Genomic DNA, 11,842 nt, shown 5'->3' with positions numbered 1-11,842 from the left:
AACGATCAGAATGCATCATTCGCGTGTCACGTGTTGAGCAAGACCGCGCCGATCGCAGCCGCGACCGCCTGCTGCGCCGGTTCGATCACGGGCACACCGATCGCATCCGCGATCGCCGCGCGATGCGAGGCCATGCCGGCGCAACCCATCACCACGACATCGGCGCGGCATTGCGTGACCAGCGCGCGGCCGGCTTCGATCAACCGGCCGCGGATGTCTGCGCCTGCCGTCTCCGCCGCGCTGGCGCCGACCGACCAGCTTCCGGCATAGCGGCTGTCGACGCCCATCACCCGCGCCATGCGCTGCTGGCGGCGGATGCTCGACGGCGACAGCGCGATGATTCCAAAACGCTCGCCGAGCATCAGCGCGCGAAAAATACCGCACTCGGCGATGCCCAGCACCGGGCGGCCATCGGCCGCCTCGCGCACCGCATGCAGGCCGGGATCGCTGAAACAGGCGAGCACGAAGGCATCCGCATCGTCGCGCGTGACCCGATTGACCAGCGGCATGATCACGCTGTCGGCATCGCGCTGCGAGCTGATGCCCGGCGGCCCCTCGGCAAGCCCGACCACCTCGATATCAGGTCCGCCGGCGATCCGCAGCGGCGCGACTGCGTCATCGATCGCCGCCGTCACCGACGCGGAGGAGTTTGGGTTGATGACGAGGATGCGGCGACGGGTCATGGTGCTGCTCAACGGTTGCCGGCCTCGTGGCGCAGGAAATTCTCCGCGATCTTCTCACCGGTCGTGATCCAGACATCCGGGCACGATTTTGCGTAGGTCAGGAACTCCCGCAGCAGGCGCAGCCGCATCGGACGGCCGCTGCATTGCGGATGCAGCACGGTCGTCACCATCGCGCCCCAGTCTCGGGTTTCGTCGAGCTCGTCCTTCCAGATCGACAGTACGTGCTCCTTGGGGAAGATCGAGCGCGGGCTGAAGCGCGCCGAGAGGCCGTGCATCCAGTCGTCGTAGCTCGCAGTCACCGGCAGTTCGATCGTGCCGGGCTTGCCGTCGGCGAGACGATGGCGATAGGGCCGCACGTCGTCGCGGAACGAGGACGTATAGACGATGCCGTGACGCACCAACGCGACGCGTAGCTCCTCGGTGAACTCGCCGTAAGGCGCGCGATAGCCGGTCGGCCTGACGCCGAGTCGGCGCTTCAGCGCCTCGAAACCGCGCTCCAGCTCCTCCTCGATCCAGGGATCGCCGGGATCGGGCAGCAGATGATGATAGCCGTGATGACCGATCTCGTGACCCGCCTTGAGGATGGACTCGGCCATCGCCGGATGCGCGTCGACCGACCAGCCCGTGACGAAGAACGTCGCCTTGAGATCGAGCTGGTCGAGCAGCTCCAGAAGCTTTGGCGTGCCGACACGCGCTTCGTAGCCACCATAGCTCATGGTGATCAGCCGCTGCGCGTGCACCGCGTCCTTGCTGGTCCATGCGCTCTCCGCGTCCACGTCGAAGGAGAGAAACATTGCGGACGTATACGGCTTCGGCCACGGGTATTCAGGCGCGGGGTCCGCGGTGTTGGCCGGAACAAGCGGGATGCTCTGGAGTGCCTTACTGTCCAGCATTGATGGTCGCCTTTTCGAGTGCGTTGTCAGTCAGTTTCCATTTGGCAAGCAGGGTACGATAGCTGCCGTCGGCGATCAGCGCGTCGACCGCCTCAAGCATCGCCTGCTGAAGCGCCTTTTCCTTGACCGGAATGGCAATGCCGGTGAATTGCTGCGCGATGGGCGCGCCGACCGGCGCATAGGCGCCGGGCTCGAGGTCCATGACGTAGGGCAGTGTCTCGTTGCCCTGCACGGCGGCATCGATGCGGCCTTGCTTGAGCTGGGTGCGGGCATCGGCCGAGCCGTCGGTGCCGACGAAGACAACCGGATTGCTGCCGCAGCTCTTCTCGCTCCAGGCCGTGATCATGGTCGGGAACATGGTGCGGCGGCTGGCGCCGACCTTCTTGCCACAGAGCGCGGCCATGTCCTTGAACTCTGCCGCGCGCGACTGCTGCACGAAGAAGTTCGGACCGCTCTTCAGATAGTCGACGAAGGTCGCAGTCTCGTGCCGGCTGGCATAGTCCGTGAAGCCCGAGAGGATCGCATCGACACGGCCGGTCGAGATCGACGGCATGAATTGGTCGAAGCTGGTCTCCTGCCATTCGATCTTCACGCCGAGCTTACGGCCGATCGCCTCGCCGAGATCGATGTCGAAGCCGGACAGCGTGTTGGTGGCGGGATCGCGGAACTCCATCGGCGGATAGTTCGGCACCAGCGCGACCTTGATGCTGCCGCGTTTGGCGATCTCCGCCGGCAGCTCGATCGCCCAAGCCTGAACACTTAGAACGGAAACGCTCATGGCGCCAATAAACGCCGCCGCAACCAAAACTCTCTTCATCAACACGCCCCCATTCAGATCACTGCCGAAAGAAATGCCTTGGTACGCTCCTCGCGCGGCGCAGCCAGTACTTCGGAGGCGCGCCCCTGCTCGACGATCGCGCCCTGATCCATGTAAACGACGCGGTCGGCGACCTCGCGCGCGAAGCCGAGCTCATGCGTCACCACCATCATGGTCATGCCGCTCCGCGCCAGCTCCTTCATGACCGCGAGCACCTCGCCGACGAGCTCTGGATCGAGCGCGCTGGTCGGCTCGTCGAACAGCATCAGCATCGGCTTCATCGCGAGCGCGCGGGCAATCGCCACGCGCTGCTGCTGCCCGCCGGAGAGCTGCGCGGGATAGGAGTCCGCCTTGGCCGCGAGCCCGACGCGACGGAGCAACTCGATGGCCTCGGCGCGCACTTCGTCGGATTTCCGGCCCTGCACCTGGAGCGGACCCTCGGTGATGTTCTCCAGCGCGGTCTTGTGCGGAAACAAATTGAAGCGCTGGAACACCATGCCGGTCTTCAGCCGCTGCCGCCCGATCTCGCGCTCGCTCAGGCGATAGAGCCGCCCGCCCTGCTCGCGCACGCCCAACAGCTCGCCGTCGAGCCAGATGCCGCCACTGTCGATCGCCGTGAGCTGGTTGATGCAGCGGAGCAGCGTAGTCTTGCCCGAACCGGACGCTCCGATCAGACACATCACCTCGCCGGGCCAGATGTCGAGCGAGACGCTTTTGAGAGCCTGGAACTCGCCAAAATTCTTGCTGACAGTGCGGATCGCGACGAGGGGTTTTGTCATCGGGCGAACTGCAATGTGCCGCGGGCAAAACGGCGTTCGAGCAGCATCTGGAGCGGCGTCAGGATCGAGACGACGAGCAGGTACCAAAGCCCGGCGACGATCAGCAGCTCGATCACGCGGGAATTGGCGTAGTAGATGTTTTCGGCGTTGTGCAGCACTTCGGGATACTGAATGACGCTCGCGAGCGAGGTTGCCTTCACCATGCCGATGAACTCGTTGCCGAGCGGCGGGATCACCACCCGCATCGCCTGCGGCAGGATGATCCGGCGCAGCGCGCGCAGCCGCCCCATGCCGATCGCCTGCGCCGCCTCATATTGTCCGATGTCGACCGACAGCATGCCGGCGCGCATCACCTCTGAGGTGTAGGCGCCCTGGTTGATGCCGAGCCCGAGCAGGGCTGCAAGGAACGGCGTCATGACATCCACGGCACGCGCGCTCCACAGGCCGGGAATGCCGATGGTCGGAAACACCAGCGCGAGGTTGAACCACAGCAGCAATTGCAGGATCAGCGGGGTGCCGCGGAACAGCCAGGTGTAACCGGCCGCGACCGTCTTCAACACCGGATTGGGCGACAGCCGCATGATCGCGACGACCACGCCGAGGAAAATGCCGAGCGCCATCGCCAGCACCGCCATCACCATGGTGTTGACGATGCCTTCGAGAATGACTTTTGCCATCAGGAAGCGGCTGACATAGGACCATTCGATCTGGCCGCCGGCAAAGGCGCGCGCGATCACCGCCAGTCCGAGAACGATCAGAGCTGCGCTGAGCCAGCGAAACCAGTGCGGCTCGCGCGCGATCCGCATCCCCGACAGATCGGGAAAACCTTCCGCGAGTGCCGGCGCAGGCTTCATTGCGGCGCCGCGTTCAGCATGGGCTGGGCGACCGCGTTCGCACCCAGGCCCCATTTGTCGAGCACGGCCTTGTAGGAGCCGTCCGCGATCATGGCGGTGAGCTTTTCCGTCACGACCTCACGAAGCGCCGTATCGTCCTTGCGGAACATGACGCCCTGATAGCCTTTCGCGAAGGCCTCGCCAACGACACGATATTTACCGGGCTCCTGCGTTTGCGCATAAGGCAGCGTCTCGCTGCCCTGCACGGCGGCATCGATACGGCCCTGCTTGAGTTGGTTGCGGACGTCGATCGAGTTCTCACCCGGCACGTACTGGATCGCCGGCTTGCCGGCCGCCTCGCAATTCGGCTTGCTCCACTTCTCGATCTCGACCGGGAAGCTGGTGCTGCGCGTGGTGCCGACCTTCTTGCCGCAGAGATCGGCCGCGGCCTTCGCCTCGCTCTCCGCCATCACGAAGAACTGCGGCCCGGTCGTCAGATAGTCGACGAAATCGGCGGTCTCGCGCCGCGAGGCGCGATCGGAGATGCCGGAGATGATGAAATCGGCGCGCTTGGTCTGGAGCGAGGGGATCAGCTCGGCGAACGGCGTCTCGCTCCAGACGATCTTGAGACCGCCGAGCCGCTTGGCGAGCTCGTTGGCCAGATCGATATCGAGCCCGACCAGCTCGCTGGTGGCGGGATCGCGATACTCCATCGGCGCGTAGGTCGCGTTGACTGTGAGCCGCAAGGTCCCCGCCTGCTTGATCTCCGCAGGAAGCTCGGCGGCTCCCGCGGAGCCAATGGCAGCCAGCGCTGCAAGACCAAGAGAAAGTGAGAGGCGTGTCATGTCAGCTCCTTTGCCAATCTTCTTCCTTTGCCGATCCTTTGCCAGCGCCGTGCCATTTGGTCAGTCCGCGTCGAGAACGGCCGGCTCGATGACGCCGGCGCGCTCGGTGATCACCCGGTATTGCTCGGGCCGCCGGTGGGCGGCGAAGTTGAACATCTTGTCCTTGCCCTGGCGGCAGAGATCGAGATCGATGTCGGCAACGATCACCTCGTCGGTGAGCGTTACGGCCTGCGCGACGATGCAGCCATTGGGATCGACGATGCAGGAGCCGCCGATCAATCCCGAGCCGTCCTCGTCGCCGGCCTTGGCGACCGAGATCGCCCAGGTCGCGTTCATGTAGGCGTTGGCCTGCGTCACCAGCGTCGAATGGAAGGTGCGCAAGGACGCGTCTTCCGTGACGCCGCCATTGGGATCATAGGCCGCCGAATTGTAGCCGATGCAGACGAGCTCGACGCCTTGCAGGCCGAGCACGCGCCAGGATTCCGGCCAGCGGCGGTCGTTGCAGATCATCATGCCCATGATCGCGTGCGCCCAGGCCGAGCCGGCCCGGAAGGCTGGAAAGCCGAGGTCGCCATATTCGAAGTAGCGCTTCTCGAGCTGCTGGTAGCGGGCGCCTGCGCGCGGCTCGACCGAGCCCGGCAGATGCACCTTGCGATAGCGGCCGAGAATTTCGCCGTCGCGATCGACCAGGATGGCGCAATTGTAGCGGCGACCATCAGGCGTTAGCTCGGCAAAGCCGACATAGAAGCCGACACGCAGCGCCCGGGCACGATCGAACAGTTTGGCCACGGCCGGGTTCGGCATGCCGCGCTCAAAGTGTTCGTCAAGCGCCTCGCCTTCGAGCAGCCAGCGCGGAAAGAAGGTGGTGAAGGCGAGCTCAGGAAACACCACAAGGCTCGCGCCGCGGCTGGCGGCTTCCTCCAGCATGTCGAGCATCCGTTTCAGCGTATGCGCGCGCGTATCGGCTTTTTGCGTCGGCCCCATCTGGGCGGCGGCGGCGCGAAGGACACGAACCAAGATTGCCTCCAATCTGTGCGCAATGCTGCCTCAATGGGCGGATGAACCCTTTGATCCAGCGTGCAAATCCGCGGCCATTAGGCGCAAGCCGGGCTGCAAAAGCAATTCATCGTGCTATGATCTTTTGGCCCAGAGTATAATTGGCAGTGATATGAACCTGCGCCAGCTCGAGATCCTGCGTGCCGTCATCCGCCACCGCACCACGGTGGCGGCGGCGGACGAGCTGGCGCTGTCGCAGCCCGCGGTCAGCAACGCGCTGAAGACGATGGAGGCGCAGGCAGGCTTTGCGCTGTTCGAGCGCGTCAACAACCGGCTGTTTCCGACCGCGGAGGCGATGGCGCTCTACAAGGAGAGCGAGGCGATCTTCGCGTTGCATGCAAAGCTCGAGAACCGCGTGCGCGATCTGCGCGAGAACCGCTCCGGCCATCTCGCCATCGTGGCAACACCGCCGCTCGCCTACAGCATCATTCCCTCAGCGCTGTCCGGCTTCCTGCGCCGCCGCCCGGAGACGCGGGTGTTCTTCGACGTGCGCCGTTACGAAGGCATCATCGAAGGCGTGCTCAGCCATGTCGCCGAGCTCGGCTTCGCACTCGGGCTGACGCATCATCCCGGCATCGCGCATGAGGTGGTGCACTCCGGCGAGATGGTTTGCGTGCTGCCGCCGCAGCACCCGCTCGCCGACAGACCCGTGATCTCGGCCTCCGATCTCTCGGGCCTGCCCTTCATCGGGCTCGAGCGCGGCACGCGGCTGGGCGAAGCCGTGCGCGACAGCTTTGCCCGCGCCGGCGCACCGTTCCAGCCGACCGTCGAGGTGCGCTACTGCAACACGGCTTGCGTACTCGCGTCCGCCGGCGTCGGCGCCGCGGTCGTCGATCCCTTCTCACCGCGCCAGAATGGCGGCCACGGCCTGGTCGTCCGGCCGTTCACGCCGACGACGCGCGCCGTCGCCTACATGTTATGGTCGGAAGCCGAACCGCTGTCGCGCCTGGCAAAAGCCTTTCTCGGCGAGGTGCGCAAGGAGAGCGCGCTGCTGGACCGCACAACGCCACACGAACACAAGGCAGGAAGCGACTGAGCTTGCGCCCGCACGCGCAAGCTTTTACCTGAGGGCACATGGCACGCATCACCATCATCGAGACGGGACAGGTCCCCACAAAATATCGCGAGCGCCACGGCTCGTTCCCGGACATGTTCCAACGCATGGTCCGCGCCGAGGATCCGTCAGCCATGGTCGAGGTCGTCAGCATCCCGAACGGCGATGCGCTTCCCGATCCGGACAAGGTGGAGGCCGTCCTCATCACGGGCGCGGCCGCCGGTGTCTATGACGGGCTCGACTGGATCGCGCCGCTGGAAGATTTCGTGCGCAGGGCTTACGCGAACAAGACGCCGATGGTCGGCGTCTGCTTCGGCCATCAGCTGATCGCGCAGGCCCTGGGCGGCACCGTGCGCAAATCGGAGAACGGCTGGGGCATCGGACGGCACGTTTATCGCGTGCAGCCGGACAACGGCGTCGTCGATGGCGAGGAGGTCGCCATCGCCGCCTCACATCAGGACCAGGTGATCGAAGCCCCGCGCGATGCGCACACGATCCTCTCATCCGATTTCACGCCACATGCCGGACTGCTCTATGCCAACGGCACGACGCTGTCGGTGCAGCCGCATCCGGAATTCGACGTCGATTTTGCGCAGGTATGCTGCGAGCTGCGCGACGGTAAAGCGCCGGATGATGTCGTCGCCACAGCGAAGGCGTCGCTGGCGCAGCCGCTGGACAGCGGGAAACTTGGCGGGGCGATCACAAGATTTTTGACGCGGCGATGAGCCTTCACCTCGCCCCGCTTGCGGGGAGAGGTCGGATTGCATCGAAGATGCAATCCGGGTGAGGGAGACTCTCCGCGAGTCTGTCTCTGACCGTGATCGTGGAAGCAGCCCCTCACCCCAACCCTCTCCCCGTAAGAACGGCGAGAGGGAGAGGAAGCATCTCAGAACGGATCGCTTCCCAGCCCCGTCACATCCTGCGGCCTCGGCCCCGGCGCCGGCCAGTGAAACCGGCGATCTTTCTCCGCAATCGCGATATCGTTGATCGAGGCCTCGCGCCGCCGCATCAACCCGTGCTCGTCGAACTCCCACTGCTCGTTGCCGTAGGAGCGATGCCACTGGCCGCTGGCATCATGCCATTCGTACTGGAAGCGCACCGCGATGCGGTTGCCGTCGAAGGCCCAGAGGTCCTTGATCAGGCGATAGTCCTGCTCCTTCTCCCATTTGCGGGTGAGAAACGCGACGATGGCTTCGCGCCCCTGGAAGACTTCCGAGCGATTGCGCCAGCGGCTATCCTCGGTATAGGCGAGCGAGACACGCACCGGGTCGCGTGAATTCCAGGCGTCCTCGGCCATGCGGGCTTTTTGCGCGGCAGTCTCTCTCGTGAACGGCGGAAGTGGCGGGCGCGACATGATGGCCTCATCGGTTGACTGAGAGCGCAATCTATCGTCGCACGCCGCGGAGTCGATAGACCGTCCGCTATCGCCCGATCACGAAATCAGATCAGCCTTCATCAGCGTGCGGATCGACTTCGGGATCGGCTGGGCGCGGCCGCCGCTGATGAAGGCGACGCGCACCTCGGCTTTCACCAGCACATCCTCGCCGCGCCGTACCTCCTGGGCCAGCATGATGGATGCGCCCTTCACCGCGACCGGCCAGGTCACGATGTCGAGCACGTCATCCATGCGCGCGGGCCTCATGAAATCGAGGCGCATCGAGCGCACCACGAAGGCGAAGCCGGTGTCTTCCGTCGCAGGCTGCTCGAACAACGCCTGCTGCTCGGCGCCCATCAGTCGCAGATGATTGGTCCGTCCGCGCTCCATGAAGCGCAGATAATTGGCGTGATAGACGATGCCGGAAAAATCCGTGTCCTCGTAATAGACGCGGACCTGCATGTGATGGCGGCCGTCGCGGATCTCGCCGTCGAGATGAGCTGTCACGTCGCGAACCTCTTCGCTTTTCGCTACCGGCCCGTTTTGCGCAAAAACGGCCGAACGTGCAAGCGGGGCTACGCGATCACCGGTCCCCGACCCAGCTTCACCTCGACAATCTCGGGCGGCACGCCAACGCGGACCGGGATGATGCTGCAACCGAGGCCGCCGGAGATGATGACGTCGCATTTCAGCCGAAAGTGGCCATAGGCGAGCCGGAGGCCGTGCTGCGGCGAAACGGCCGGCGACCAGCCGAGCAGACGGACCTGGCCGCCATGGGTGTGGCCGGACAATTGCAGCGCGACGCGCGCGGGAACGCGCGGCGCGATGTTGGGTTCATGCGCGAGCAGGATGACCGGCGCGTCGTCGGAGACCTTTGCCAGCGTCGCATTGAGATCATCGGCGCCGAAGCGTTGCACGCGACCGTAGCGCGGCGCCAGAGCATAAGCGAGCTGATCGCCGAGACCTGCGAGCCAGAACGGGCGGCCATCCTTGGTGAGACGCACGACGTCGTTCTCGTAGACGGGAATGCCGGCCGCCTCCAGCGCGCGATGGGCGACCGTCGGCCCGTGCCCGATCCGCTGCACGACCTTGTCATCCCAATAGTCGTGATTGCCCATAACGGCATGGACGCCGAGCGGCGCCTTGAGGCCGGTCAGCACCTTGGCCCATTCGTTGGCGGGAATGATCCTGGTGACCTGGTGAAGACCGGCCACGTAATCGCCGAGCAGCACGATGAGGTCGGCATTCAGCGCATTGGTACGATCGACGATGGCCTCGATCCGGTCCAGCGACATCCAGGGATCGCAGGCGTGGATGTCGGCGATCACAGCGATCTTCAGCGGAAAATCCGCCGGCCATTGCCGCGGCGTCGGATGATAGCGGGTGATGCGGAGCCGCAGCACCGGCTCGACGCCGACGCCGTAGGCCGCGGTCGAGACGCCGAGGGCGGACAGACCGCCGATGGAACGGATGAGATGACGACGAGAGATCATGCAAGCCCAATGGTGATGCGCTTTCGTGATGCGGCCCGATTGGAGCGGAATTGGGGTGCGCTTGTGCAGATAGTCTGCACAAGATTACCGGAAGTTCATGACAGCCGGGATCAGTCGTCGCTCTCGTCCGTCCCGAACAGGCCGAACTGCGCCGCATCGCGCGAGGGTTCGCTGATGCCCAGATGACGGAAGGCGTGCGAGGTGAGCAGACGTCCGCGCGGGGTGCGCTGGAGATAGCCGCACTGGATCAGATAAGGCTCGATGATATCCTCGATCGCATCGCGCGGCTCGGACAGCGCCGCCGCCATCGTCTCGACGCCGACAGGGCCGCCGCCATAGTTCATTGCGATGGTCGTGAGGTAGCGGCGGTCCATGGCGTCGAGGCCGGCGGCATCGACCTCGAGCGCGCTCAGCGCGTGGTCGGCAATCTTGCGGTCAATCTTGTCGGCATCGGCGGCGGAGGCGAAATCGCGCACGCGGCGCAGGAGACGGCCGGCGATGCGCGGCGTGCCGCGGGCGCGGCGTGCAATCTCGTTGGCGCCGTCCGCGCTCATGCCGACATTGAGCACGCGGGCGCCGCGGGTGACGATGCTTTCCAGCTCTTCGATGGTATAAAAGTTCAGCCGGACCGGAATGCCGAAACGGTCACGCAAGGGATTGGTGAGAAGTCCGGCGCGCGTGGTGGCGCCGACGAGGGTGAATTTCGACAGCTCGATCTTGACCGAGCGCGCCGCCGGCCCCTCGCCGATGATGAGGTCGAGCTGAAAATCCTCCATCGCAGGATAGAGCACCTCTTCCACGGCCGGGCTGAGGCGATGGATCTCGTCGATGAAGAGCACGTCGCGCTCTTCGAGATTGGTCAGCAGCGCAGCAAGATCGCCGGCCTTGGCGATCACCGGGCCCGATGTGGCGCGAAAACCGACGCCCAGCTCCTTGGCCACGATCTGCGCCAGCGTGGTCTTGCCGAGGCCGGGGGGACCGACGAACAGCACGTGATCCAGCGCCTCGCCGCGCTTGCGCGCCGCCTCGATGAAGATCGAGAGATTCTTGCGCGCCTGCTGCTGACCGACGAAGTCGGACAGCGACTGCGGCCGCAGCGCGGTGTCGCCGACGTCATCGCTGCGGCGTTCGGGCGAAACCATGCGATTGGCCTTCGGGTCGCTCACTTCGCGAGCTCCTTCAGCCCGAGGCGAATGAGCTGCGCCGTCTCGGCATTTTCACCGGCGCTACGCGATGCCGACGCAATGGCGGCGGCCGCCTGCGGCTGGCCGTAGCCGAGATTGACGAGCGCGGAGATCGCATCCGCCACCGGGCGCGGCGCGCGCTGGTCGTCGACGGCGCCGGCGAGATGCACGACAGCGGGATCGACATTGGCAAAGGCCGGCGCCTTGTCCTTCAGCTCGGTGACGATGCGCTCGGCCACCTTGGGGCCGACACCCGGCGTGCGCGCCACCGCGGCCTTGTCACGCAGCGCAATGGCATTCGCAAGATCGGCCGGCGCCAGCGTGCCAAGCACGGCCAGCGCGACCTTGGCGCCGACGCCCTGCACGGTCTGGAGCAGGCGAAACCATTCGCGCTCCTGGTCGGTGCGAAAGCCGAACAGCTTGATCTGATCCTCGCGGACATAGGTCTCGATCGACAGCACGGCGGCTTCGCCCGGCGAGGGCAGATGCTGCAGCGTGCGCGCCGAGCAATGCACCTGATAGCCGACTCCGCCGACGTCGAGGAGCACGTAGTCCTCGCCGTAGGAATCGATCAGGCCCTTGAGCTTGCCGATCATGATCGCGCACCGCGCTCTTCGTTACCTCCCCCCTTGCGGGGGAGGTCGGATCGCCGCAGGCGATCCGGGAGGGGGGTAAGCCACAAGCGCTGGCGCCCGGAGCGGGGGGGGGGGGGCCCCCCCCCCCCCCCCCCCCCCCGCCGGGGGGGGGGGGGGGGGGGGGGGGGGGGGCCCCCCCCGCCACAAGCGAGGTGCAAGCCGCAAGAGCCCCTCACCCGGCGCTATGCGCCCTCT

The 11,842-nt window shown here is 65.5% G+C and carries 14 protein-coding genes; 2 read left to right on the top strand and 12 right to left on the bottom strand.

The window, feature by feature from the left end; translation table 11 throughout:
- Positions 1-26: 26 nt before the first annotated feature.
- The 7 genes from ABIB73_RS07490 to ABIB73_RS07460 are packed head-to-tail and all read right to left on the bottom strand — an operon-like array spanning position 27 to position 5,867.
- Positions 27-683: an aspartate/glutamate racemase family protein gene (locus ABIB73_RS07490; protein WP_354222641.1), complete on the bottom strand. Its 657-nt coding sequence runs from the start codon at positions 681-683 to the stop codon at positions 27-29.
- Between the two features lie 8 nt (positions 684-691).
- A complete protein-coding gene (locus tag ABIB73_RS07485) occupies positions 692-1,576 on the bottom strand; it encodes a polysaccharide deacetylase family protein (RefSeq protein WP_354222639.1) in 885 nt (294 codons plus the stop codon).
- Complete coding sequence (locus ABIB73_RS07480; protein WP_354222637.1) at positions 1,563-2,393, bottom strand: ABC transporter substrate-binding protein; 831 nt, start codon at positions 2,391-2,393, stop codon at positions 1,563-1,565. The genes ABIB73_RS07485 and ABIB73_RS07480 overlap by 14 nt, the downstream gene beginning before the upstream one ends.
- 14 nt (positions 2,394-2,407) lie before the next feature.
- Complete coding sequence (locus ABIB73_RS07475; RefSeq protein ID WP_354222635.1) at positions 2,408-3,172, bottom strand: amino acid ABC transporter ATP-binding protein; 765 nt, start codon at positions 3,170-3,172, stop codon at positions 2,408-2,410.
- Entirely contained in the window at positions 3,169-4,026 is an 858-nt protein-coding gene (locus ABIB73_RS07470; RefSeq protein ID WP_354222633.1) for an amino acid ABC transporter permease, read from the bottom strand. Before ABIB73_RS07470 ends, ABIB73_RS07475 begins: the two co-directional genes overlap by 4 nt.
- Entirely contained in the window at positions 4,023-4,850 is an 828-nt protein-coding gene (locus ABIB73_RS07465) for an ABC transporter substrate-binding protein (protein ID WP_354222630.1), read from the bottom strand. The genes ABIB73_RS07470 and ABIB73_RS07465 overlap by 4 nt, the downstream gene beginning before the upstream one ends.
- 60 nt (positions 4,851-4,910) lie before the next feature.
- Positions 4,911-5,867: an N-carbamoyl-D-amino-acid hydrolase gene (locus ABIB73_RS07460; RefSeq protein ID WP_354222628.1), complete on the bottom strand. Its 957-nt coding sequence runs from the start codon at positions 5,865-5,867 to the stop codon at positions 4,911-4,913.
- Positions 5,868-6,018: 151 nt separating this feature from the next.
- On the opposite strand from ABIB73_RS07460, the gene ABIB73_RS07455 reads away from it, so the two are divergent.
- Together ABIB73_RS07455 and ABIB73_RS07450 are read left to right on the top strand one after the other, a co-directional pair.
- Positions 6,019-6,942: a LysR family transcriptional regulator gene (locus ABIB73_RS07455; RefSeq protein ID WP_354222626.1), complete on the top strand. Its 924-nt coding sequence runs from the start codon at positions 6,019-6,021 to the stop codon at positions 6,940-6,942.
- 38 nt (positions 6,943-6,980) lie between these two features.
- Positions 6,981-7,685, top strand: coding sequence for a type 1 glutamine amidotransferase (locus tag ABIB73_RS07450; RefSeq protein ID WP_354222624.1), 705 nt, complete (start codon positions 6,981-6,983; stop codon positions 7,683-7,685).
- A gap of 161 nt (positions 7,686-7,846) precedes the next feature.
- On the opposite strand, the gene ABIB73_RS07445 is transcribed toward ABIB73_RS07450, so the two are convergent.
- From ABIB73_RS07445 to ruvA, 5 genes are all read right to left on the bottom strand, one after another.
- A complete protein-coding gene (locus ABIB73_RS07445) occupies positions 7,847-8,314 on the bottom strand; it encodes a nuclear transport factor 2 family protein (protein ID WP_354222622.1) in 468 nt (155 codons plus the stop codon).
- A 78-nt stretch (positions 8,315-8,392) separates the two neighbouring features.
- The gene (ybgC, locus tag ABIB73_RS07440; RefSeq protein ID WP_354224227.1) at positions 8,393-8,797 is read right to left on the bottom strand and encodes a tol-pal system-associated acyl-CoA thioesterase; all 405 of its coding nucleotides are present in this window, start codon (positions 8,795-8,797) and stop codon (positions 8,393-8,395) included.
- A 113-nt stretch (positions 8,798-8,910) separates the two neighbouring features.
- Entirely contained in the window at positions 8,911-9,828 is a 918-nt protein-coding gene (locus ABIB73_RS07435; RefSeq protein WP_354222620.1) for a metallophosphoesterase, read from the bottom strand.
- Positions 9,829-9,938: 110 nt separating this feature from the next.
- Positions 9,939-10,970 (bottom strand): Holliday junction branch migration DNA helicase RuvB, encoded by a 1,032-nt coding sequence (gene ruvB / locus ABIB73_RS07430; RefSeq protein WP_354224225.1) that lies wholly within the window; start codon positions 10,968-10,970, stop codon positions 9,939-9,941.
- Between the two features lie 20 nt (positions 10,971-10,990).
- Positions 10,991-11,608 (bottom strand): Holliday junction branch migration protein RuvA, encoded by a 618-nt coding sequence (gene ruvA / locus ABIB73_RS07425; RefSeq protein WP_200514985.1) that lies wholly within the window; start codon positions 11,606-11,608, stop codon positions 10,991-10,993.
- Between the last annotated feature and the right edge of the window lie 234 nt (positions 11,609-11,842).

Source organism: Bradyrhizobium sp. F1.4.3, assembly GCF_040548375.1.
Taxonomy (GTDB): domain Bacteria; phylum Pseudomonadota; class Alphaproteobacteria; order Rhizobiales; family Xanthobacteraceae; genus Bradyrhizobium.
This window is presented reverse-complemented; position numbering and strand designations above follow the sequence as displayed.